18 protein-coding genes are annotated in these 22222 nt (G+C 69.8%); 8 read left to right on the top strand and 10 right to left on the bottom strand.

Translation table 11 applies throughout. The features are described from left to right. Positions 1–2: 2 nt before the first annotated feature. Positions 3–959, top strand: coding sequence for an aminotransferase class IV (locus BUQ68_RS05990; protein WP_075215017.1), 957 nt, complete (start codon positions 3–5; stop codon positions 957–959). Further along, the gene (locus BUQ68_RS05985) at positions 956–1561 is read left to right on the top strand and encodes an NUDIX domain-containing protein (RefSeq protein WP_095407287.1); all 606 of its coding nucleotides are present in this window, start codon (positions 956–958) and stop codon (positions 1559–1561) included. Before BUQ68_RS05990 ends, BUQ68_RS05985 begins: the two co-directional genes overlap by 4 nt. Before the next feature lie 305 nt (positions 1562–1866). Here the strand turns inward: BUQ68_RS05985 and BUQ68_RS05980 are convergent, their stop codons facing one another. The 3 genes from BUQ68_RS05980 to BUQ68_RS05970 all read right to left on the bottom strand — a co-directional run bounded on the left by BUQ68_RS05980 (position 1867) and on the right by BUQ68_RS05970 (position 3784). Then, positions 1867–2694, bottom strand: coding sequence for an ABC transporter permease (locus BUQ68_RS05980; RefSeq protein WP_175577745.1), 828 nt, complete (start codon positions 2692–2694; stop codon positions 1867–1869). Beyond that, positions 2691–3482 carry an ABC transporter ATP-binding protein gene (locus BUQ68_RS05975; RefSeq protein ID WP_075215016.1) on the bottom strand — a complete coding sequence of 264 codons (792 nt, stop codon included), beginning with the start codon at positions 3480–3482 and terminating at the stop codon, positions 2691–2693. The genes BUQ68_RS05980 and BUQ68_RS05975 overlap by 4 nt, the downstream gene beginning before the upstream one ends. A 65-nt stretch (positions 3483–3547) precedes the next feature. Further along, on the bottom strand, positions 3548–3784 hold the full coding sequence (locus tag BUQ68_RS05970; RefSeq protein WP_075215015.1) for a hypothetical protein: 237 nt from the start codon (positions 3782–3784) through the stop codon (positions 3548–3550). A gap of 620 nt (positions 3785–4404) precedes the next feature. On the opposite strand from BUQ68_RS05970, the gene BUQ68_RS05965 reads away from it, so the two are divergent. The 5 genes from BUQ68_RS05965 to glmS all read left to right on the top strand — a co-directional run bounded on the left by BUQ68_RS05965 (position 4405) and on the right by glmS (position 10102). Continuing rightward, positions 4405–5385, top strand: a complete 981-nt coding sequence (locus BUQ68_RS05965; RefSeq protein WP_075215135.1) for a YVTN family beta-propeller repeat protein — start codon at positions 4405–4407, stop codon at positions 5383–5385. Between the two features lie 146 nt (positions 5386–5531). Further along, on the top strand, positions 5532–5948 hold the full coding sequence (locus tag BUQ68_RS05960) for a cupredoxin domain-containing protein (protein WP_075215014.1): 417 nt from the start codon (positions 5532–5534) through the stop codon (positions 5946–5948). Between the two features lie 8 nt (positions 5949–5956). Next, positions 5957–6574 carry a hypothetical protein gene (locus BUQ68_RS05955; protein ID WP_075215013.1) on the top strand — a complete coding sequence of 206 codons (618 nt, stop codon included), beginning with the start codon at positions 5957–5959 and terminating at the stop codon, positions 6572–6574. Positions 6575–6724: 150 nt separating this feature from the next. Continuing rightward, positions 6725–8086, top strand: a complete 1362-nt coding sequence (gene glmU / locus BUQ68_RS05950) for a bifunctional UDP-N-acetylglucosamine diphosphorylase/glucosamine-1-phosphate N-acetyltransferase GlmU (RefSeq protein ID WP_075215012.1) — start codon at positions 6725–6727, stop codon at positions 8084–8086. Between the two features lie 189 nt (positions 8087–8275). Continuing rightward, positions 8276–10102 (top strand): glutamine--fructose-6-phosphate transaminase (isomerizing), encoded by a 1827-nt coding sequence (gene glmS, locus BUQ68_RS05945; RefSeq protein ID WP_075215011.1) that lies wholly within the window; start codon positions 8276–8278, stop codon positions 10100–10102. A gap of 28 nt (positions 10103–10130) precedes the next feature. Here the strand turns inward: glmS and BUQ68_RS05940 are convergent, their stop codons facing one another. From BUQ68_RS05940 to BUQ68_RS05915, 6 genes are all read right to left on the bottom strand, one after another. Beyond that, positions 10131–11330 carry an ABC transporter substrate-binding protein gene (locus tag BUQ68_RS05940; RefSeq protein WP_175577744.1) on the bottom strand — a complete coding sequence of 400 codons (1200 nt, stop codon included), beginning with the start codon at positions 11328–11330 and terminating at the stop codon, positions 10131–10133. A 104-nt stretch (positions 11331–11434) separates the two neighbouring features. Then, positions 11435–13486, bottom strand: coding sequence for a putative bifunctional diguanylate cyclase/phosphodiesterase (locus BUQ68_RS05935; protein WP_075215009.1), 2052 nt, complete (start codon positions 13484–13486; stop codon positions 11435–11437). Between the two features lie 187 nt (positions 13487–13673). Beyond that, positions 13674–15443 (bottom strand): IlvD/Edd family dehydratase, encoded by a 1770-nt coding sequence (locus tag BUQ68_RS05930; protein ID WP_075215008.1) that lies wholly within the window; start codon positions 15441–15443, stop codon positions 13674–13676. A gap of 262 nt (positions 15444–15705) precedes the next feature. Then, positions 15706–16578 carry an SMP-30/gluconolactonase/LRE family protein gene (locus BUQ68_RS05925; protein WP_075215007.1) on the bottom strand — a complete coding sequence of 291 codons (873 nt, stop codon included), beginning with the start codon at positions 16576–16578 and terminating at the stop codon, positions 15706–15708. Further along, positions 16575–17228 carry a 2-dehydro-3-deoxy-6-phosphogalactonate aldolase gene (locus BUQ68_RS05920; RefSeq protein ID WP_075215006.1) on the bottom strand — a complete coding sequence of 218 codons (654 nt, stop codon included), beginning with the start codon at positions 17226–17228 and terminating at the stop codon, positions 16575–16577. The genes BUQ68_RS05925 and BUQ68_RS05920 overlap by 4 nt, the downstream gene beginning before the upstream one ends. A 143-nt stretch (positions 17229–17371) precedes the next feature. Next, positions 17372–18289 carry a 2-dehydro-3-deoxygalactonokinase gene (locus tag BUQ68_RS05915; RefSeq protein ID WP_075215005.1) on the bottom strand — a complete coding sequence of 306 codons (918 nt, stop codon included), beginning with the start codon at positions 18287–18289 and terminating at the stop codon, positions 17372–17374. A 232-nt stretch (positions 18290–18521) separates the two neighbouring features. Between BUQ68_RS05915 and BUQ68_RS05910 the strand changes: the two genes are divergently transcribed. Next, positions 18522–19700 carry a ceramide glucosyltransferase gene (locus tag BUQ68_RS05910; protein WP_083656325.1) on the top strand — a complete coding sequence of 393 codons (1179 nt, stop codon included), beginning with the start codon at positions 18522–18524 and terminating at the stop codon, positions 19698–19700. 281 nt (positions 19701–19981) lie between these two features. Here the strand turns inward: BUQ68_RS05910 and BUQ68_RS22760 are convergent, their stop codons facing one another. Next, a complete protein-coding gene (locus BUQ68_RS22760) occupies positions 19982–21982 on the bottom strand; it encodes an FAD/NAD(P)-binding protein (protein WP_083656324.1) in 2001 nt (666 codons plus the stop codon). Between the last annotated feature and the right edge of the window lie 240 nt (positions 21983–22222).

Here is a 22222-nt window from a genome sequence, read left to right as displayed (position 1 = left end):
CCATGACCTCTCCCCTCCTCCCGCACGCGGTCAGCACCCACGATTCGGCGCCGGACCCGCGCAACGACAGCATTCTGATCTACGTCAACGGCACGCTCCACCCCCGCGACGAGGCGACCGTGTCGGTCTACGACAGCGGCTTCATGATGGGCGACGGCGTCTGGGAAGGGCTCCGGGTCTACGACGGCCGGATCGCCTTCCTCGACGACCACCTGGACCGCCTGTTCGAAGCCGCCAAGGCCATCGATCTCGACATCGGTCTATCGCCCGCCGACATGGAGAGGATCCTTTACGACGTGCTGGCGGCGAACGCCATGACCGACGGCGCCCATGTGCGGCTGATGGTGACGCGGGGCCGGAAGAAGAACCCGTTCCAGGACCCGCGCCTCTCGGTCTACGGGCCGACGATCGTGATCATCCCGGAGTTCAAGGTGGCCTCCGAGGCGACCTTCCGGACAGGGCTGCGGCTCTTCACCGTGCACGTGCACCGGCAGACGCCGGACAGCCAGGACCCGAAACTGAACTCCCACTCCAAGCTGAATTGCATCCTGGCGCTGATCCAGGCCCTCAAGGCCGGCGGCGACGAGGCGCTGATGCTGGACCCGCACGGCTTCGTCAACACCTGCAACTCGACCAACTTCTTCATCGTGCGCAAGGGCGCCGTGTGGACCTCCACCGGCGACTACGCCATGAACGGCATCACACGGGCGAAGGTGATCGAGGTCTGCCGGGAGGCCGGCATCCCGGTGTTCGAGCGCAACTTCTCGCTGGTCGACACCTATGGCGCCGACGAGGCCTTCGTGACGGGCACCTTCGGCGGCCAGACCCCGGTGGTGGAGATCGACGGCCGGCCGATCGGCACGGGCAAGCCCGGCCCGATGGTGGAACGCATCCGCGGCCTCTACAAGGACCTGATCCGGCGCACCAACGCCGTCGCCGCCGAAAGGACCCGCGCGTGAGCGATCTTCTGCCCGAGACGCGCCTGCCGCCCGTCACCATCGCGGACCGGCGGACGGTCTACGACGCCTGGGTGACGCTGGAGGTGGTGGTGCTGGACACCACGGTGCGGGGCGAGCCGGTGCGCTTCAAGCGCGAGGTGCACGACCACGGCAACGGCGCGGCAGTGCTCGTCTACGACCCGGCCGCGCGAACCGGCATCCTGGTGCGGCAGATCCGGCCGGCGGCGCTGGTGGCGGACGGCTCCGGCCTCCTTCTGGAGGCGATGGCCGGCATCGTGGACGCGGGCGAGAGCCCGGAGGACGCCGCCCGCCGGGAGGCGGAGGAGGAGGCGGGCGTGACGATCGGCGCGATGGAGTTCGTCGGCGCGCCCTTCTCCACGCCGGGATCGGTGACCGAGCGCGTGTGGCTCTACCTCGCCCCGCTGGAAAGCCGCCTTGCGCAGGACGTGGGCGGGCTCGCCGAGGAGCACGAGGAGATCGAGGTGCTGGAGATCCCGCTCGGCACCCTGGCGGCCTTGGCCGACGCGGGCGAGATCCGCGACATGAAGACGTTCATCCTGGTGGAGACGCTCCGGCGGCGCCAGCCGGGGTTGTTCGTGTGAGGGGATAGGTGGGGTGCTTGAAGGGGATGCGTGGGTGGTCCGCCTTCGCGGACCATGACGATGATGGCGAGAACGGCTCGCTTCAACGTCATCCCGGCGGAAGCCGGGATCCAGCCGACGGCGGGACCACCGCGCCGGCGCGGCTGATGACAACGCCGGTTGGATCCCGGCTTTCGCCGGGATGACGGCTGGGGGGTAGGAGCGGGTGGGTCGGCGCGTGAATAGGAGCCACGACCCGTTTCCCCCTACTCCTTCATCGTCATGGTCCGCGAAGGCGGACCACCCACGCTTTCAGCCCCTCGCCCCTACTCGCCGCCGCCGGACTTGCGGACCTGGAAGCCGCGGCTGGGGTTGTAGCCGAAGATGGCGCCGGCGAGGAAGACCACGAGGGTGACGGCGACGATGGAGAGAGCGAAGCCGTTGACCTTGGCGTAGAGCCCGAAGCGGAGCGCCTCCACCGCGTAGGTGAACGGGTTGAGCTGGCAGAGCTGCCAGACGATGTAGTTGGACTCGCGCATCTTCCAGAGCGGATAGAGCGCCGACGACAGGAAGAAGGTGGGGAAGATGACGAAGTTCATCACCCCGGCGAAGTTCTCCAGCTGCCGCACCGTGGAGGACAGCAGCATGCCGACCGCGCCGAGCATCAGGCCGGTGAGCGCCATCACGGGCAGGATGGTGAGGAAGCCCATCCAGGGGATCTTGATGCCGAGCGCCACCGCCACCAGGAGGAAGGCGTAGGCCTGCAGGATGGAGACGCAGGTGCCGGCGAAGAGCTTGGAGACGAGCAGGAACCAGCGCGGCAGCGGGCTCGTCAAAAGCACCCGCATGGAGCCCATCTCCCGGTCGTAGACCATGGAGAGCGACGACTGCATGCCGTTGAAGAGCTGGATCATGGCGACCAGCCCCGGCACGATGTAGACGTCGTAGGTGATGTAGGTTGGATAGGGCGGCTGGATCGGCAGGCCGAGCACGGCCCGGAAGCCGGCGGCGAAGATGACGAGCCAGACGAGCGGGCGGACGAGGGCGGAGAAGAAACGCTCGCGCTGCTTCAGGAAGCGCAGGAGCTCGCGGCTGACGATGCCCACGAAGGCGCGGCGATAGAGCGTCGGAGTGGACACGGACGGGGGCATCATCGAGCGGCGGCCTCCCCGTCGGGGGCGCGGGTCAGACGCGCGAAGGCGCCGTCGAGGTCCGGCGCGCCGGTTTCCGCCACCACGCCCTCGGCGGTGCCGGTGGCGACGATGCGACCCCGGTGGAGGACGACGAGGTCGTCGCCGGGCAGGATCTCGTCGATCAGGTGGGTGGTCCAGAGGACCGCCAGATTGCGGGTGCGGGTGAGGTCGTGCACGTGGTCCACGATGGTGCGGCGGGTCGGCACGTCGAGGCCGACGGTCGCTTCGTCGAGCACCACCACCTCCGGGTCGTGGAGGAGCGCGCGGGCGATCTCCACCCGCCGCCGGTGACCGCCGTTGAGGGCGCGCACCTTCTCGCCGATGCGCTCGGCCATGGCGAGCCGTTCCAGTTGGGCCTCGATGCGCCGGTCGGCGTCCTTGACGGAGAGGCCGCGGAGCCGCGCGAAGTAGCGCAGGTTCTGGCGGACCGTCAGGTCGAGGTCGAGGGTCGGCTGCTGGAACACCACGCCGAGCGGCGCGAGCGCGGACGCACCGGTCTTGGCAAGGTCGCGGCCGGCGATCCGGATGGCGCCCTCGCGGGCGTCGAACAGGCGGGTGATGAGCGAGAAGAGCGTGGTCTTGCCGGCGCCGTTCGGTCCGAGCAGCGCGGTGAAGCGGCCGCGGCGGACGGTGAAGCTCACGTCGTCGAGGGCCTTGCGCCCCGCGTAGGCGAACGACACCCGGTCCACTTCCAGCGCCGGCGCACCGGACCCGGCCGCCCCGTCACGCGCGGCGTCAGCCTCGCTCATGCGCTCCCTCCCGGGTGGCGGGGACGCCGGCGGCCCGCCTTCGGGCCGGCCGGACGCCCGTCGGATCAGGACTTGGTCTCGGGCAGCGCGTCGGCCGGCGGGGCCGATTGCTGGGCGTACTCGCACCGCCAGTTGCGGATTTCCACGTCGGTGTTCTCCGCCTTCCAGGCGGCGATGTAGAACTGCGCCTCGAACAGGCACTCGTTGAGCGAACCGAAGCTTTCATACTGCAGGCGCTGCTCGCGGCACGACGTCGGGTCGTTGAGCAGGCAGATCGCCATCACGATGTCGAAGAAATTCATGGTGGGGACGCCCTCCTCCCAGGGTCTTGACTGTTTGCCGGAAGCCTTGTCGCGTCACCGGCGGCTTCCGTGCGGCTGATGCGGGACAATAGGAGGGCGATCCGGGCATCCGTCAAGGATGCGTGTGACGCCCCCGCCCCCGCAGGCCGCGGCAAACGCACGCCATGGTGTCCGGATTCAGTGCGTGAACCGACAAATCCGGCCATGCCGGCCGGCGTCGCGGTGCGGCATCGGGAATATTTTCCCGAGGTTGCGACGACTTGTCCCGTTTGTGTCCGGACTTTTTCCTGTGGAACCGGGGCGAACAACCCGGGCCTCGTCAGATTTCGCCCGAAGATCGGCCCTTCCGTCTCGCTCAGGCGCGCGGAAAACCGCCGCTGGACAGAGAGAGGGTGCGTCCGCAAATTACAAATCGGTAATTGGAAGAGCCTTTTGGCCCGACCTATCCTCGCCGCCGATGCTGAAAGACCTGATCGGATCGTCCGCCTTTGCCAAAAGGCGTTGCGATCCGGCGAGAGGACGGGGCTTTCGACGGCGGAGGGGCTTTTCCAGGCGGCATCCGAACTGCCGGCACCTTCCGTGCCCGAACCGACGACCCTGAGGAGGAGACAGAGATGACGATGACGCGCACGGCGCTTCTCGCCGGTACCGCCGCCCTGGCCGCTCTCGTGACGGCGGCGCCTTCGCTTGCCGGCACGGCCTATGTGACCAACGAGAAGGACAACACCTTCACGGTGATCGACACCGAGACCCTGGAGGTGATCAAGACGGTTCCGACCGGCCAGCGCCCCCGCGGCATCACCATCTCGCCGGACGGCGCGCATCTCTACATCTGCGCCTCCGACGACGACACGGTGGAGGTCTACGACACCAAGACGTTCGAGATGCTGCACACGCTGCCGTCCGGCCCGGATCCGGAGCTGTTCGTGCTGCATCCGACCGGCAACCCGCTCTACATCGCCAACGAGGACGACAACCTCGTCACCGTGGTGGACGTGAACGACCACACGGTGCTGAGCGAAGTGGTGGTGGGCGTGGAGCCGGAAGGCATGGCGGTCTCGCCGGACGGCAAGACGGTGATCAACACGTCCGAAACCACCAACATGGCCCACTTCATCGACACCGAGACCAACGAGATCTACGCCAACGTGCTGGTGGACGCGCGGCCGCGGTTCGCCGAGTACAAGAGCGACGGCTCGGAACTTTGGGTGTCGGCGGAGATCGGCGGCACGGTGGCGGTGATCGACCCGGCCACCCAGGAGATCAAGAAGACCATCTCCTTCGAGGTGCCCGGCATCAGCCCGGAGGCGCTGCAGCCGGTGGGCGTCCGGATCACCAAGGACGGCAAGTTCGCCTTCGTGGCGCTCGGCCCGTCCAACCGGGTGGCGGTGATCGACGGCACCACCCACGAGGTGCTGGAGTATCTGCTCGTCGGCCAGCGGGTCTGGCAGCTCGCCTTCACGCCGGACGAGAAATATCTCTTCAGCACCAACGGCGTCTCCAACGACGTCTCGGTCATCGACGTGGCAACCCAGGAGGTGATCAAGTCGATCACCGTCGGCAGCTACCCCTGGGGCGTCGTCGTCAATCCGGTGAACTGACCGCCGGACGACCTGCCCGTTCTTGAACCTGACCCGGCGAACCGAGCCGGAGGGCAAACCTCATTCGGCGGCCGCGCCCTGCGCGGCCGACGGAGAAGCCGTGCATGCCAAAACGATCCACAGTCGTCATTCCTTGGGGGGAAACGATGAAGACCACGATCTCTGCCGTGCTGTTTGCGCTCCTTGCCACCCCGGCCCTCGCGGCCGGCAACCTCGGTTCCAAGCCGACCGCCCTGCCCGAACTGGTGGTCGGCACCGGCGACGGCTTCGGCGTGTCGCAGGCCACCTACGACATGGAGACGGGCAAATCCTACAGCCTGATGATCAAGGCCACGGGCGCGCAGGAATGCGCCTTCCAGGCCAAGAGTTTCTTCTCCAGCGTCTGGCTGCGCAAGGTGGAGGCGGGTGGGCTCGAGATCAAGGCGCCCTACTTGAACGAACTGGAGTTCGAGAACGCGGCCGAGGCGGAAATCTTCGTGGTGCCGATCGTTCCGGGCGAGTATGTGTGGGAATGCGAAGGTCTGGCCGACAAGGGCCTGACCGGGACGTTTATCGTGAAGTGAGGCCTGAGATGATCAGAACGATCGCCGCCACGCTGGTCGCAACCGCGGTCCTGACCGCGACCCCGGCCTTTGCGGTCGGCGATCCCAACGACCCGGATTGGCCGTGCGTCCAGCGAAAGGTGGCCGAGCTTGCTATCGGCACCGTCTGGACGGGCCCTCCGGTCGAGCCGGGATCGTCGGCGTGGGAGGAAGACCCCCAGGTGGTCGAACTGGTCACCTTTCTGCAGCAGCGCCGCGTGCCGCTCGAAGAGGCGTCGAAGGCCATCGCGGCCTTCGCCGAGGCGAGCGGCGCCGATGCGCGCGCGAAGCTGACGCTGGTGTTCGCCGGCCTGTTCGATCGGATGAACAGCGAGCGGCGCGACGTGGTCAACGGCATCGTGCGCTTCGCCAAGAAGCAGCGCAATTTCGCCGACCAGGTGCGGGCGAGCAGCGCCTCGCTCGACGCCCTGCGCAACGATCCGAAGGCGGACTTCTCGGTCGTCCAGTCGAAGACCGACGAGGTTTTGATGCAGACCCGCGTGTTCGAGGAACGGCAGAAGGCGATCACCTTCGTGTGCGAGGTGCCGGTGCTGATCGAGCAGCGCCTGTTCGCCCTCGGCAAGGCGGTCACCGCCGCCATGGAGTGACCCGGCCCCGTGCGGGGATCGGGCGAACGGGGCCGCGGCGGTGACGCCGACGGCCCCGTTTCCGTTCAAGCGGCGCCCGTCGCGGCGACTTGACCGCGGCGGCCCTCGCCGACCATAAGCGGCGGTCCCGTTTCGCCGGAGCCTCCGCCCATGCCGACTTCCGACTGCCTTGCCGTGGTCCTCGCCGCCGGCGAGGGCACCCGTATGCGGTCCGCCCTGCCGAAGGTGCTGCACAAGGTGGGCGGCCGGCCCCTGCTCGACCATGTGATCGCCACGGTGCGGGCGGCCGGCGCGGACCGGCTGGCGGTGGTGATCGGCGCCGGAGCGGACCAAGTGCGGGCGCATCTGGCGGCGACCGCCCCGGACGCGAGCCTCCACGTGCAGGCGGAGCGGCGCGGCACGGCGCACGCGGCGCTCGCCGCCCGGGCGGCCTTCGCGGACCCGGCCCCGGCCGCCCACGTGCTGATCCTCTTCGGCGACACGCCCTTGGTGCGGCCGCAGACCGTGCGCGCCCTCCGCGACCGGATGGACGCCGGCGCGGACCTGGTGGTGCTCGGCTTCGAGGCGAGCGACCCGACCGGCTACGGCCGCCTCGTCACCGACGGCGACCGGCTCGTCCGCATCGTGGAGGAGAAGGAGGCGGACGCGGCGACGCGGGCGATCCGGCTCTCCAACTCCGGCATCATGGGCATCCGGGGCGCGCTGCTGCCGGACCTTCTGGAGTCGATCGGCAACGCCAACGCCAAGGGCGAATTCTACCTGACCGACGCGGCCGAGATCGCCGCCGGGCGCGGGCTCGTCACCGCCGTGGTGACGGGGCCGGAGGCGGAGTTCGTCGGCATCAACGACCGGGCGCAGCTGGCCGCCGCGGAGGCGCTCTTCCAGGCCCGCGCGCGGGCCGCAGCGATGGCCGGCGGCGCGACGCTGACGGCGCCGGAGACGGTGTTCCTGTCCCACGACACGGTGCTCGGCCGCGACGTGACCGTGGAGCCGAACGTGGTGTTCGCCCCCGGCGTGACCGTCGGCGATGGCGCCGAGATCCGCGCCTTCAGCCACCTGGAGGGCGCCACCGTCGCCCCCGGCGCCATCGTCGGCCCCTATGCCCGCCTGCGCCCCGGCGCCAAGGTGGGACCGGGCGCCCACATCGGCAACTTCGTGGAGATCAAGAACGCCACCATCGCCGAAGGCGCCAAGATCAACCACCTGAGCTACATCGGCGACGCGTCCGTGGGGGCGCGCACGAACGTCGGCGCCGGGACCATCACCTGCAACTACGACGGCGTGTTCAAGCACGCGACGGTGATCGGCGCCGGGGTGTTCGTCGGCTCGCAGACGACACTGGTCGCCCCCGTGACGGTGGGCGACGGCGCCTTCACGGCGGCCGGCAGCGTCATCACCGAGGACGTGCCCGCCGACGCCATGGCGTTCGGCCGGGCCCGCCAGGCGGTGAAGCCGGGCGCGGGCAAGGCGAAGCGGGAGGCGCTGCTGGCGCGGAAGGCCGGGAAGGGGTGAAGGGGCGGGGTTCGGCAGTCGGGCTTCGGGCTTCGGGCTGACACAATCGGTCATGCAAGGTGATTTTGGTCCGGCGCGGTGGATCCACTAGGGTCGCGGCAACGCCGGGTTGGCGGCGCGTGCCTTAACCGGTCGTGCAGGCCGGTCGGCTATGCATACGGGAATAGTGATCTTTTTGAGGGCGTCGCCATGTGCGGAATCGTGGGCATCGTCGGGCGGGAGCCGGTGGCCGGACGGCTGGTGGACAGCCTGCGGCTCCTGGAATATCGCGGCTATGACAGCGCCGGCGTGGCGACGCTGGAGGACGGGGCGATCACCCGCCGGCGGGCCGAGGGCAAGCTCGTCAACCTCGCCGGGAAGCTGGCGGGCCAGCCGCTCGGCGGCACGGTCGGCATCGGCCACACCCGCTGGGCGACCCACGGCGGCCCGACCGAGCGGAATGCCCACCCGCACGTGGGCCGCGGCGTGGCGGTGGTGCACAACGGCATCATCGAGAACTTCCAGGCCCTGAAGGCCGGGCTCGTCGAGGCGGGCGTGCGCTTCCAGTCCGACACGGACACGGAGGTGGTGGCCCACCTGGTGGCGGCGGAGCTCGACACCGGCAAGAGCCCGGTGGAGGCCGTCGGGGCGGTGCTGCCGCGGCTCACCGGCGCCTTCGCGCTCGCCGTGCTGTTCGAGGGCCGGACCGACCTTCTCATCGGCGCCCGGCGCGGCCCGCCGCTCGCCATCGGCTACGGCAAGGGCGAGATGTATCTCGGCTCGGACGCCATCGCGCTCGGGCCGCTGACCGGGTCGGTGAGCTATCTGGAGGATGGCGACTGGGCGGTGATCACCCACGAGGGCGCCACCATCCGCAACGAGGCCGGCACGGTGGTGTCGCGGCCGGTGCACACCTCCACGGCGGCCGCCATCGTGGTGGACAAGGGCAACCACCGGCACTTCATGGCCAAGGAGATCCACGAGCAGCCGGAAGTGATCGGCCACACGCTCGCCCACTACATCGACTTCACCACCGGCCGGACCCGGCTGCCCGAAGGGCTGCCGTTCGACTTCCGCACCGTGCGGCGGCTGGTGATCTCGGCCTGCGGCACCGCCTACTACGCGGGCCTCACGGCCAAATACTGGTTCGAGCGCTACGCCCGCCTGCCGGTGGACATCGACATCGCCTCGGAGTTCCGCTACCGCGAGGCCCCGCTTCAGGAGGGCGACCTGTCGCTGTTCGTCTCCCAGTCGGGCGAGACGGCCGACACCCTGGCGGCGCTCCGCTACTGCAAGGCGGGCGGCCAGCATGTGGCGGCCGTCGTCAACGTGACCGGCTCCACCATGGCCCGCGAGGCGGACGTGGTGTTCCCGACGCTCGCCGGACCGGAGATCTGCGTCGCCTCGTCCAAGGCCTTCACCTGCCAGCTGACCACGCTCGCCGCGCTCGCCATCGCGGCCGGACGGGTGCGCGGCACGCTGGACGAGGCCGAGGAGGCGGCGCTCGTCGGCGCGCTCATCGAGCTGCCGCGCTTCGTCGCCGAGGCGCTGAAGCGCGAGCCGCAGATCGAGCGGCTGGCCAAGACCCTGTCGAAGGCGCGCCACGCCCTCTATCTCGGCCGCGGCACGTCCTATCCGCTGGCGCTGGAAGGCGCGCTGAAGCTGAAGGAGCTCTCCTACATCCACGCGGAGGGCTATGCGGCGGGCGAGTTGAAGCACGGGCCGATCGCCCTCATCGACGAGTCCATGCCGGTGGTGGTGATCGCCCCGTTCGACGGCATCTTCGAGAAGACCGTCTCCAACATGCAGGAGGTGGCGGCGCGCGGCGGCCAAATCATCCTCGTCACCGACCCGAAGGGGGCGGCGGCGACGGAGGTGACGACGATCGAAACGATCGTGATGCCGGAGGTGCCGACGCTGATCGCACCGCTCGTCTACGCCATCCCGATCCAGCTGATCGCCTACCACACGGCGGTGTTCATCGGCACCGACGTGGACCAGCCGCGCAACCTCGCCAAGAGCGTCACGGTGGAGTGATCCCAAGCCCGAACGGGCGCCGGCCGGATCAGGGCGTGGGGCTGTCCTTGCGGATGTCCCTCAACTTCGCCATGACGTCCGGCACATCGCCGCCGTCTGGCATAAGGCTATCCAGGAGCGCCACGGTATAGCGGATGTTGCCGTCCCAGTCGGGCGTCAACGGCTCCATGCGGTGGAAGGCGACATTCGGGTCGGACATGCGCGCATGGGCGTCGGCGGCGCAGGAATCGAGCTTCTTGAAGTCGATGTCCGATCGTACCGGCACGGAGCCCTTCTTCAACGCGAACTCCAGTTGCACGCGCGGGTCCATCAGAACCTCGACCAACCGACCCTGTGCGGCGATCAGGTGTGAATCGTCGAGAAACGGGAAGTAGAAGCCGTCGATCACGAGGCTCTGGAGCCACCGGTTGCCAGGCGGGAAGGCGCAGAGGATCTGCTCGTCGACCTTGATGCCGTTCGCGGCGAACTCGCCGCGGACCCAGTCGCCCATGAAGTAGAAGCCCGCGCGCCCTTCCGCCAAGTCGAGCGCGGCGTCGGTCCAGCGGACGCGTTCGTCCGACAGCGTGACAAGGTCTCGCAGGCTGACGATCGTCTCCACGATCTCCTCCATGGCCGGATGATCGACGAGTTCGTTCCAAGTCAAGTTGGGGCGGCGCAGAGCCTCGTGGCTGCCGGCCACGCCCGCGATAACGTTGCGGATGAGGATGTTCGTCGGCCAGTCGTCCTTCGGCAGAACGATCGGGGTGACGCCGCGTGCCTTCAGGACCCGCGCAGCAGCGATCAGGTCATCCCAGGTGGCCGGGATGGAAAGACCGTTCTCCTCCAGCACCGCACGGTTCATCCACATCAAGTTCTCGACGTGGACGCCCACCGGCGCGATGTAGAGTTCCCCGCCGGCGGAGATGCTTTCAAGGACGAACGGCGGCAGAATCCTGGACCAGGCGTCGGTTGAACCGAGTTCGTCGATCGGCGTCATCATGCCGGCGTCGGCCATTTCGGTGATCGACTGTCCGAACGCCCACTGTGCGGCGGCCGAGGGCGTTCCGGTGACGAACTGGCTGGTGGATTCGCGGCGGAGCAGCGAGCTGTCCGAGAAATCGCGCTGACGCCATGTGCTGCCGTCGGCCACGAAGGCATCCCGAACGACAGCAAGCGCCGCGGCTTCGCTCCGCGACGTCCAGAAGGTCATCACCTCGAAATCGCCGGCCAGGGTGGCGGGTCCGGTCATGCACGTGACGGCGGTCGCAAGGAAGAGGGTCTTCAAGGCGCGCATCGGTCGTCCTTCTTGTCGGCACCCGGTGCAACGGTCCGGAGGGCTTCCTCCGGGCGACATCACCGGGCGATTGCATGTCTCAACAGCGCGTCGGTGGTGCGGCTTCGGTAGCGGTCGGCGATCCAGGCCTCCAGGTCGCCGATCGGCAGGGCGGGCGCGTAGAGGTAGCCCTGGGCCACCGTGCAGCCCTCCGCCGCCAGGAAGCGGAGCTGCCGCTCCGTCTCGACGCCCTCGGCGACCACGTCCTTGCCGAGCGCCCGGGCGAGCGAGACGATGGACCGGACGATCTGCTCGCTCGCGGTGGCGACGCCGATCTCCGCGACGAAGCTGCGGTCGATCTTGAGCTGGTCGAAGGCGAAGGACCGCAGGTGCGACAGGGACGCGAAGCCGGTGCCGAAATCGTCGAACGAGATGCGCACGCCGAGGGCGCTGAGGCTGTTCACCACCTCCGAAATGGTCTCCGCCGCCCGGGAGAGGAGCACGTCCTCGGTAATCTCCACCGTGAAGGCGTGACCCGGCAGGCCGTGGCGGTCCATGGCGTCGCGCAGCGCGGTGAGGCCGAGCCGGCTCGCCAGCATGCTTTCCGGCATGTTCACCGCCACGTTGTGGACGGGAATGCCGCTGCGCCGCCAGTGCTCCAGGTCCGCCGCCGCGGTGGCGATGACGTGGCGCGTGAGGTCGACCATGCGGCCACCGCGCAGGACGGCGCCGAGAAACTGGCCGGGCGGCAGCAGGCCGCGGTCCGGGTGGCGCCAGCGGACGAGCGCCTCCACGCCGACGAGGCCGCCGTCGGCGATCCGGATCTTGGGCTGGTAGTGGAGTTCGAATTCGCCGGTCGCGAGCGCGCGCGGCAGTTCCCGAAGGATGGCCGCCTCGTTGTCGCGGGCCGCGCGAAGGCCGCCGTCGAAGATCTTCAGGTGCCGCTCGCCGGTCTTGGCCTCGTAGAGCGCCATGTCCGCATAGGCGAACAGCCGGTCCGGATCCTCCGATCCATCGATGGTGAGCGCGCCGCCGACGGAGGACGACACGTCGATCTCCACGTCGCCCCAGCGCCAGGGGAGCGCCGTGGCGGCACGAATGTGGGCCACCAGATCGATCAGGTCGGTCTCGGCCACGAGGCCCGGCGCGATCACGGCGAACTCGTCGCCGCCGAGACGGGCCGCCGTGTCGCCGGGCCGGATGGCGCCGGCGATCCGGCGTGCCATCTCGGCGATGAGGGCATCGCCCGCCGCGTGGCCGAAGCCGTCGTTCACCGCCTTGAAGCGGTCGAGGTCGCAGAGGATGAGGGCGAAGCCCCCCTTCGACGGCGCGGCCGCGCAGTGGTCCTGCAAGGCGCGCTGGAAGAAGGTGCGGTTCCCGAGGCCGGTGAGGCTGTCGGTGAAGGCGAGGCGGTTGAGGTCCGCCGTCGTCTCCTCGGCCCGCAGGTGGGCGCGCCGCAGGCGTCGGACCATGGGGCCGAAGATGAAGACGGCCTCGCCGAGGAGGACCAGGAGGGTGAGACCGGTCAGCCCGGCCTGCAGCGTCTCCTGGCGGGTCACATGCGCCTTCGACGCCCGTTCGATCTCGGCGAGGAGGTTGTCGAAGCTCCGGATGAGGCCGGTGCCGGATAGGAGCGCCACGTTGACCGTCGACCAGTTGTCGACGACATAGCGCACCTCCCGCGGGCTCATGATCTGCAACTCCTTCGAGCGCTTGACGACCGTGTCGAGCCAATGGGCGAGCCGGTGCGGCCGATCGCGGTAGATGGCGATGATGGTGTCCGACACACCGCCGTTGAGCGTGCCTCTGCGCGTGTCCAGGAAGGTGGCGATCTCCCGGTTCAGGCCGTCAAGGCGGTTCACTTGGTCCGCCAGGCGCTCACGGACGCGGATCAACCCGGCGTCGACCGCGTCGGGCTCGCTGGCCGCATCGAGAAAGACGTTCGTGGCCGACTGGACGGCGGAGAAGACCTGCGCCTGCCGGCTGACCAGGAGGCTGAGTTCCACATGGGTGCGCTGGATGAGCAGGGCCCAGTTCATCAGCACGGTGCCGGTGAAGGCGAGCACCACCAGGATGGCGATCGCCAGCGCGTAGGTCTTCTCAATCAGGCGTATTTGTCCGACGAGAGCCACACCACGCTCCGAGGAAGCATTCACTGCCCGGAGGATAACTTACACCGATTAAGAATCGTACTATTATCGATTCGCGCGCGGCTTTCGACGAGGCAGACTTTCACTTGCCGGTCCGAACGACGAGACCGGCCCGCATGCCGATGACCGCGCGGGCCGGTCGTGGCCGGACTGTCGCCGAGAGGATCGATCAGTGGTTGTCGCGTGGGATCTTCTCGCGGACTTGCCGGTATTTCACGGCAAGTTCCATGCAGGCGCCCTGGTCGAACTGGCCGACGGTCGCCCGGTGGAGTTCCTGCCAGGGAGTCTGGGAGGCCGGGTAGCGGGGCTGGAAGGCCTGTCGGCGCGTCTCCCACACGTCCGGGTCCACGAGCGCGTCGGCGGTGCCCTTGACGAGGTCGAAGCGTAGGACGTCGCCGGTTTCCACGAGGGCAAGGCCGCCGCCGATGGCCGCCTCGGGCGCGGCGTTGAGGATGGACGCCGAGCCGGACGTGCCGGACTGGCGGCCGTCGCCGATGCAGGGCAGCGAGGTGACGCCGCGGCGGATGAGGGCGGCGGGCGGCTGCATGTTCACCACCTCGGCGCCGCCGGGCCAGCCGATCGGCCCGGTGTAGCGGATGACCAGGATGCTGTCCTCGTCGATGGCGAGCGACGGATCGTCGATGCGGTGGTGGTAGTCCTCCGAGCCGTCGAACACGACTGCCCGGCCCTCCAGGATCCACTGCTTGCCCGGACGGTTGAGATAGCGGGCGTAGAATTCCTCGGAGATGACGCTCGTCTTCATGATGGCGGTGTCGAAGAGGTTGCCCGAGAGGACGAGGAATCCGGCCCGTTCCTTCAACGGCCGGTCGTAGGGGCGGATCACCTCGCCGTCGGGCGCCGCGGCGCGCGCCACGTTCTCCGCCACCGTGCGGCCCGAGACGGTGAGGGCGTCGCCGTGGAGCCGGCCGCGGCCGAGCAGTTCCTTCATCACCACCGGAACGCCGCCCGCCCGGTGGAAGCCCTCCGACAGGTAGGCGCCGGCCGGCTGCATGTTGACGAGGAGCGGCACGTCGTAGCCGACGGTCTGCCAGTCGCGCGGCTCGATCGGAACGCCGGCGTGGCGGGCGATGGCGGTGATGTGCGGCTGGGCGTTGGTGGAGCCGCCGATGGCCGAGTTGACCACGATGGCGTTCTCGATCGCCGCGCGGGTGAGGATCTTGGAGGGCGTCAGGTCCTCGTCCACCATGGCGACGATGCGCCGGCCGGTGGCGTAGGCCATCTGGCCGCGCTCCCGGTAGGGCGCCGGGATGGAGGCGTTGCCGGGCAGCGACATGCCGAGCGCCTCGGCGAGCGAGTTCATGGTGGAGGCGGTGCCCATGGTGTTGCAGTAGCCCGCCGACGGCGCCGACGCGGCGGCGGCCTCCATGAAGTCGCCGTAGTCGATGTCGCCGGCGGCGAGCTTCAGCCGGCTTTCCCAGATGATGGTGCCGGAGCCGGCGAGGCGGCCGTCGATCCAGCCGTCCAGCATCGGCCCGGCGGAGAGCACGATGGCCGGCAGGTCCACCGTGGCGGCCGCCATGATAAGCGCCGGGGTGGTCTTGTCGCAGCCGGTGGTGAGCACCACGCCGTCAAGCGGGTAGCCGTGCAGGATCTCCACGAGCCCGAGGTAGGCGAGGTTGCGGTCGAGGGCCGCGGTCGGGCGGCGGCCGGTCTCCTGGATCGGGTGCACGGGGAACTCGAACGGGATGCCGCCGGCGTCGCGGATGCCCTCGCGCACGCGTTTGGCGAGTTCCAGGTGGATGCGGTTGCAGGGGGAGAGGTCCGAGCCCGTCTGGGCGATGCCGACCAGCGGCTTGCCGGACTGCAGTTCCTCGCGGGTGAGCCCGTAGTTCAGATAGCGCTCCAGGTAGAGCGCGGTCATGCCCGGGTTGTCCGGATTGTCGAACCAGAGGGCGGAGCGGCGCGTGGGCTTGGACATGAGGCATTCCCGAGGGTCAGGGGCGGGGGCGGCGCGGGATCGACCGCGCCGGGCCGGTGGCCCAGCATAGACGGCCTCCAGCCTTATGAAAAACCACGTTTCTTGTCGTCGACCGATGCCGGATCGGCATGGGTCGGCCAGTGTGGCGGCTGACCGCCGGTCTTTCTCCTACCTGGCGCGTGACGGCCTGACCGGCCGGCGCCCGTTCGGGCTTGCCTGCGCTCTTAAAGTCCCGACAGGTCGGGACTTTAAGAGCTTGGTATCAGAGGAGGACCGGCGGGTCGAACCGACCGCGGACAGGTAAGTCGACCACGAAGGTCTGGCCGGCGAGCGGGTCGGCGGCGCGGGCGGCGGCGTCCATGCCCTCGTGGGCGGAGGTGACCGCCAGCCGGTCGGCGTTCGGGCCGAAGAACACCGGGCACGAGGTCTGACGGGCGGGAACCGCGATGGAGCGGAGGCGCCGGCCGTCCGGCGCGTAGACGTCCACCGCGCCGCCGCCCCAGCGGGCGTTGTAGAGGAGGCCGTCCGCGTCCACCACCGCGCCGTCCGGGCCGCCGTCGGTGACGGTGGCGAAGGGCTTGGGCTCGCCGGTCGGCAGGCCCGTGGCCGGGTCGGTGTCGACCCGCATCAGGACGCCGGCGAGCGTGTCGGTGTAGTAGGCGTGGCCGCCGTCGGGCGAGAACGCGATGGCGTTCGGGATGGCGATGCCGCCGAAGAGCTTGCGGACCTCGCCCTTACGGAACCACCAGATGGCGCCCCGCTCCGGCGCCGGCTCCCAGCCCATCGTGCCGAGCCAGAGCGCGCCGGAGGGATGCACCCGGCCGTCGTTGCTGCGGGTGGTGGGGTCGTCGGCGAGGAGCGGCGTGTGGAGCGTCAGCCGGCCGGTGGCGATATCGCGCACGTGGAAGCCGGTCTCGGAAGCGATGAACTGCCGATCGCCGTCGATCACGGCCGCCACGCTGGCGTGCATCGGCAGGTCGTGGATGGTGGTGCCGGTGCGATCGAACGGGCGTTCGAACAGGCGCTTGGAGAGGATGTCGAACCAGTAGAGCCGGCCGAGCCCCGGATGGGTGGAGGGCCCCTCCCCCAGGTGGCAGACGATGTCGGAGAGGACGGTGACGGCGGGCGTGCTCATGCGGCCCTCCGGCCGTTGGCGGCGTCGTAGGCGGCGACGGCGGCGCGGGCCCGGATGGCCACTTCGCCGGCCGCGTCGCCCGGCCGGTAGAGGCTGGTGCCGAGGCCGAAGGCGGAAACGCCGACCGCCATCAGGGGCGCGAAATCCGCTTCGGTGATGCCGCCGACGGCGCCCATGACGGTGCCCTCCGGCAGCACCGCCCGCACGGCCCCGATGCCGCGCGGCCCGAGCACGGAGGCGGGAAAGAACTTCAGCGCCGACGCGCCGTAGCGCAGCGCCTCGAAGGCCTCCGTCGGGGTGAAGACGCCCGGCATGGTGACGAGGCCGAGCTTGGCGGCGGTGCGCACCACCGCCTCGTCCACGTTGGGCGAGACGATCAGCCGGCCGCCGACGCCCGCCACCGCCTCCACCTCCTCACGGGTGATGACGGTGCCGGCGCCGACGAGCACGCCCTTCGGCGAGCGGGCGACCAGGCGCGCCACCGAGGCGAGCGCGTCCGGCGAATTCAGCGGCACCTCGATCGCCTCGAAGCCGGCGTCGGTGAGGGCGTCGGCGATGGCGTCGATCTCGTCCGGGCGGACACCGCGCAGGATGGCCACCAGGTTGCGGCCGAGCGTCGGCCAGGGTGCGAACGGGCTGGACGGGGACATGAGGCGGATCCTTCGTGGGCGGCTGAGCGCGTCGGCGGGAGGGCGCCGGCGCGGGGACGTCAGGGCGGCATTCGTTCAGGCCGGCCGGATCCGGCCGGCGGCATCAGGTTCAGGCCGGCCGGATCCGGCCGGCGATATGACGTTCAGGCCGGCCAGATCCGGCCGGCGGCGTGGGTGAGGCCGCGCCGGACCGCGTCGTCGGCCTCGACGCGGCGGACGGTCCGGCCGGCGCAAGCAAGCGCCGCCGCGTAGGCGTCCGCGAGCCCGCCGGAGGCGACGAGGATCACCGGCACGTCCATCGGTGTATCGTGGAGCGCGCCGGCGACGTCCGCCCCGATCATGAGGCCGGAGAGCCGGTCCGCCGCCGGAACGCCGGTCGCGCCGTGGAGGAGACCGCCGGCCCTGATGCCGAAGAGGAGCCCGGTGAGCCGGGCGGGCGCGGCCAGCGCCGCCGCGAGGCCGGCCGTGAAGGCGGGGGATTCGGGATCGCCGCTCGGCCGGCAATCGCCGATCGTGTGCCGGAGAAGGCTCTCCCGGGAGAGGAGCGCGAAGAGTTCGCCCGTCATCACCGTGGAGAAGCCGCGCACCACGCCCTTCTCGAGCCGCACCCATTTGGTGTGGGTGCCGGGCATGGCGACGAGCCCGTCGAGCGCCGGATCCTCCAGGGCAAGACCGAGAAGCTGGGTCTCCTCGCCGCGAAGGACGTCGGGCGCGTCCCGGTCCGGCACGGAGAGGCCGGGGAGGATGCGCACGTCGAGGTCCGCCGCCGGAACGCAGATCGCGGCCTCCGGCAGGGCGTCGAGCGCCACCGGCACCGGCCGGTAGGGCGCCTCCCGCCAGCCCTGGCGGGCGCCGGCCATGCCGCAGATCACCACGCGGACGGGACGCACGGCAGGATCGAGGGCCGACAGATGGGCGCGGAGCACCGGCTCGAATCGGTCCGGCGCGAGGGTGGACATGCCCTCCTCGGAGCGGCGTTCCGCAAGAACGGCGCCAGACCGGTCGATCAGCCACAGGCGAAAACTGGAGGTGCCCCAATCGACCAGCGCCACCGTCGTCATCCGCCGCCTCCCGTCGCGCCGCCTCCGGACCAGCGCCGGATGGGTCGCTCATGCTTTTGGCCGGCACTTTAGAGGGTTTTCCCCACGGACGGAATTCTTCGGCCGGATTTCGGCGGACGCCGGACCCGACCTGCGGCGGCGGCACGCTTCGGGTACGCGCCTGCGGCGTTCGTGCAGGTGTCACACGCCTCTTGTAACTCCTTAGCCCACTTCAGGCGGAGGCCGTGTCATCATGGGGATCCTGGCCGCTTTCTGCGTCTTCGCCCTTGCCGTGCATCTGGCCAGCCTGACGGCGGCCGGCATCAAGGCCAAGGCACGCCGACGGCCGACGGCGGTCTCCGGCGGCCGACCGCCGGTGACCGTGCTCCGGCCCGTCTGCGGCCTGGAGAACAATGTGGAGGCGACGCTCGGCAGCACGTTCGACCTCGCCTATCCGGACTACGAGATCGTCTTCTGCGCCGCCACGGTCGACGATCCGGTGCTGCCGCTCGTCCGCCGCCTGATCGCCGCCCATCCGGAGCGGCCGGCCCGGCTTCTCGTCGGCGACGACCGCATCAGCCAGAATCCCAAGCTCAACAACGTGGTGAAGGGATGGGCCGCGGCCCGGCACGACTGGATCGCCATGGTGGACAGCAACGTCCTGATGGCGCCGGACTTCATCGACCGGTCGCTGGAGCGCTGGACCGACGGGACGGGGCTCGTCTGCTCGCCGCCGATCGGCATCGCGCCGGACGGCTTCTTCGCGGAACTGGAGTGCGCCTGGCTGAACGCGTTCCAGGCTCGCTGGCAGCTCGTCGCCGACATGGCCGGGTTCGGCTTCGCCCAGGGCAAGTCCATGATGTGGAACCGGCCGATGCTCGACCGGGCGGGCGGCATCGCGCGGCTGGCCGCCGAGGTGGCGGAGGACGCGGCCGCGACCAAGATCGTGCGTGGGGCCGGCCTTTCCGTGCGCCTCGTCGACCGCCCCTACCCGCAGCCGCTCGGCCGGCGCACGGCCGGCGAGGTCTGGCGCCGTCAGCTGCGCTGGGCGCGCCTGCGCCGGGCCTCGTTCCCGCTGTTCTTCGCGCCGGAAATCCTCGCCGGGGGCGCGCTGCCGATGGCCGGCGCGGTGACGCTCGGCACCCTGGGCTTCTGGGACGGTTCCACCGTGGCGGCCTTCGCGGCGCTCTGGTACGGCGCCGAGATGATCCTCAACCGGGTGTCCGGCTGGCCGAACACGGCGCACGGCCTCACCGCCATGCTGGTGCGCGATCTCGCCCTGCCGGTGCTCTGGCTCGCCGCCCTCACGGGCAACGGCTTCGTCTGGCGCGGCAACGCCATGTCGGTCTCCGACCCCGCCCCCGGCCGCCTGGTGGCGACGCGCCAGCGGGTGAAGGCGCGGATCCGCGAGCTGGCGGACAGCTTCCGGTGAGGGCCGGACTGCTAGAGCGCTTTCCGACCTGACGGAATCGTCAGGTCGAGAAGAAATCGCTCCAGATTCGATTTGCTGGAGCATTCTCTCATCGATCAAGTCATGCAACTTGATCGGAGAATGCTCTAGGCAGGGTGTCCTGTCGGCACGAAGAGCGCGTGTTCGTTGTCACTCGATCTTCAGGTCGACAAGAATCGCTCCATGTTGAAGGCGCTTGAGCAGACCCTCACCGATCGTGTCCTGCACCTCGATCTATGCGTTGGCGCGCCAAGGGCCGTGTCTTAAGGGGCGTGTACGTCTCGCGTCACGATCGTGCCGGGCGGGACAACCGCCCCCGGGCCAATGGTCACGCCCGGGACGAGGACGACGCCGCTGCCGATCACCGCTCCCCGGCAGACGCGGGTTTCCGGATAGGCGGGCGGATACTGCTTGGAGCGCGGATAGCGGTCAGTGGTGAAGGTGACGTTGGCGTCGATCCGCACGTCGTCCTCCACCCTGAGCGCGTCCCAGAGCTGCACCCCGAAGCCGATCCGCACCCGATCGCCGACCACCACGTCGTTCTCGATGAAGCAATGGGGGGCGATCTCCACGTGGCTGCCGATGGTGGCCTTGGGCAGCACCACGCAGTAGGCGCCGATGCGCGTGCCGGGGCCGATGGCGGTCGCCATCACGTCAGCCGTCGGATGGATCTCCACCGGGTCGGCGGGCCGGTCCGCGGCCTCTCTCAGCGCCGCCGCGATCGAGCGCGCGACGGTGGGCGCGATGTCGCTGATGCGGCGCACGTTCTCCACGTGCCACATGCGCAGGCTGTCGTTGAAGATGCCGCCGAGCAGGGGACCGTTGACGAAGAGGCCCGGCGCCGCCGCGAGGGTGTCGTCGACCGCAAGGCCGCGCCCGGTGGCGTTGGCCTTCGCGAGACCCCGGCCGATCAGCGCGGCGATCAGCGGCGACGTGCTGTCGGCGGTCAGGGGCTCGAAACCGCAGCAGTTGGCGACCGCCGCGAACGGGCCGAGCGCCGCGCCGCCGTCCGTCGTCTCGGCGTGCCAGCCGTCCGGTTCGTGGCGCAGATCCGTGAGGCCGGCGGCGAGGGAGACCAGCACGCCCCGGTCCCGCAGCGCGTCGGCGGCGTCCCGGTACTCGCGGCCGGCCCGGCGGATGAGGCGGGAGAACCGCATGCCGTGACGGGTGTGGAAGGTTTCCTTGTCGGCGTCGGGCATGCGCGCCATCACCTGCCCGAGGAGGCGGCCGACCGAGCCGAAGCCGTCGCCCACCGGCACGCCGGCCAGCACCGCGCGGGCGACGTCCGCCTCGGCGGCGTCCATCAGCGCCTGGGGCGTCACCGCGTCGGCTTCGAGAAGAGCGCGCATGGCCGGCAGATCGATCTCGATCTCCGGCGCGCCGGAGATGCGATGGGGGAAGGCGCCGCCGGGCGACAGCACGACGAGCCGTTCCAGATCGGCGAACCGGCCGTCCCCGGCCAGCATGTAGGCGGTCTCCAGCGCGCTGGCGTTGGCGCCGACCAGGAGGAGGCGCCGCGCGCCGGGCGGCCGGGCGGCGAGGAAACCGTAGAGCCGCGTCAGGTTTTCCGCAAAGGCGGGCGCGTAGACGTCGTCCACCAGGGTGGCGTCGACCGTGCCGGCGCGGACCAGCGGCTTCAGGGACTGCCCTGGCGGGCTGCCGACCGCCAGGAGGACGAGACCGGCGTGCAGCGACTGAACCCGTCCGGTGTCGTTGGCCATGGTCAGGGCATAGCCGCCGCCGGCGCGCCGCTCCAGGTCGACCACCTCGCCGACGAGAAGGCTGACGGCGAGAAGGCCTTCCCTCTCCGCGGCCGCGATCGCCGCCGCCATGACGTCGGCCTTGAAGTCGCCGAACAGGCGCCGGGGAATGTAGACCGGGGCATAGTCGCCGTCCTTGAGGGCGGCCGCGTTGCGGGCCTGCCAGGCGGCCGCGATCTCCCCGCCGTCGGCCCGCATCCGCTGCGTCCAGTCCGATCGGTGGGCGCTCAGCCACGTCTCGAAGGCCGGGCGGTCCGCCGCCGGAACGAACTCCTCGAAGGTGGTGATGATGAGGGCGTTGGCGGACGAGCGGGGGCCGTAGGGAATGCCCGTCCAGAAGGGCGGAGCCTTCTCCACCACCGCGACGCGGACCGGTGACGGCGCCGGGCCTTCCGACCGGACCTCGTCGATGAGCCGCAGGAGGGAATAGGCGGCGGCAACGCCGCTGCCCACGATCACGAGATCGAACACCTGCGGCAGCTGAGCGTCAGCGGCTGCTTCCATGGTCCACTCCTTCGACTCACCCCTTGGCGCGCCGGGCTTCGGGAATCGCGGCAGGCCTCGTCACCGACCGGAAAGAATTCACGACGAAATCGCGCTTCTACAATGTTTCGTACTCATAGCCCCATTGTCGGTTCGGGCGACAGGGGGACTGGACCCTGATTGACGACTCCGGTCAATGATGCATATGTGAAACTGAATAAACGACAACATATATCTTGAATATGAAAGTGTACTTTTAAA

It is taken from the genome of Mongoliimonas terrestris, from assembly GCF_001927285.1.
Taxonomy (GTDB): Bacteria; Pseudomonadota; Alphaproteobacteria; order Rhizobiales; family Pleomorphomonadaceae; genus Chthonobacter; species Chthonobacter terrestris.
This window is presented reverse-complemented; position numbering and strand designations above follow the sequence as displayed.

Excerpts from the sequence above, each read along its gene's own strand:
- glmU (WP_075215012.1), top strand. The coding sequence starts at position 6,725 with ATGCCGACTTCCGACTGCCTTGCCGTGGTCCTCGCCGCCGGCGAGGGC.
- BUQ68_RS05930 (WP_075215008.1), bottom strand. The coding sequence starts at position 15,443 with ATGTCCAAGCCCACGCGCCGCTCCGCCCTCTGGTTCGACAATCCGGAC.
- glmS (WP_075215011.1), top strand. The coding sequence starts at position 8,276 with ATGTGCGGAATCGTGGGCATCGTCGGGCGGGAGCCGGTGGCCGGACGG.
- BUQ68_RS05925 (WP_075215007.1), bottom strand. The coding sequence starts at position 16,578 with ATGAGCACGCCCGCCGTCACCGTCCTCTCCGACATCGTCTGCCACCTG.
- BUQ68_RS05910 (WP_083656325.1), top strand. The coding sequence starts at position 18,522 with ATGGGGATCCTGGCCGCTTTCTGCGTCTTCGCCCTTGCCGTGCATCTG.
- BUQ68_RS05955 (WP_075215013.1), top strand. The coding sequence starts at position 5,957 with ATGATCAGAACGATCGCCGCCACGCTGGTCGCAACCGCGGTCCTGACC.
- BUQ68_RS05915 (WP_075215005.1), bottom strand. The coding sequence starts at position 18,289 with ATGACGACGGTGGCGCTGGTCGATTGGGGCACCTCCAGTTTTCGCCTG.
- BUQ68_RS05960 (WP_075215014.1), top strand. The coding sequence starts at position 5,532 with ATGAAGACCACGATCTCTGCCGTGCTGTTTGCGCTCCTTGCCACCCCG.
- BUQ68_RS05920 (WP_075215006.1), bottom strand. The coding sequence starts at position 17,228 with ATGTCCCCGTCCAGCCCGTTCGCACCCTGGCCGACGCTCGGCCGCAAC.
- BUQ68_RS05975 (WP_075215016.1), bottom strand. The coding sequence starts at position 3,482 with ATGAGCGAGGCTGACGCCGCGCGTGACGGGGCGGCCGGGTCCGGTGCG.
- BUQ68_RS05965 (WP_075215135.1), top strand. The coding sequence starts at position 4,405 with ATGACGCGCACGGCGCTTCTCGCCGGTACCGCCGCCCTGGCCGCTCTC.
- BUQ68_RS05970 (WP_075215015.1), bottom strand. The coding sequence starts at position 3,784 with ATGAATTTCTTCGACATCGTGATGGCGATCTGCCTGCTCAACGACCCG.
- BUQ68_RS22760 (WP_083656324.1), bottom strand. The coding sequence starts at position 21,982 with ATGGAAGCAGCCGCTGACGCTCAGCTGCCGCAGGTGTTCGATCTCGTG.
- BUQ68_RS05990 (WP_075215017.1), top strand. The coding sequence starts at position 3 with ATGACCTCTCCCCTCCTCCCGCACGCGGTCAGCACCCACGATTCGGCG.
- BUQ68_RS05940 (WP_175577744.1), bottom strand. The coding sequence starts at position 11,330 with ATGACCGGACCCGCCACCCTGGCCGGCGATTTCGAGGTGATGACCTTC.
- BUQ68_RS05980 (WP_175577745.1), bottom strand. The coding sequence starts at position 2,694 with ATGATGCCCCCGTCCGTGTCCACTCCGACGCTCTATCGCCGCGCCTTC.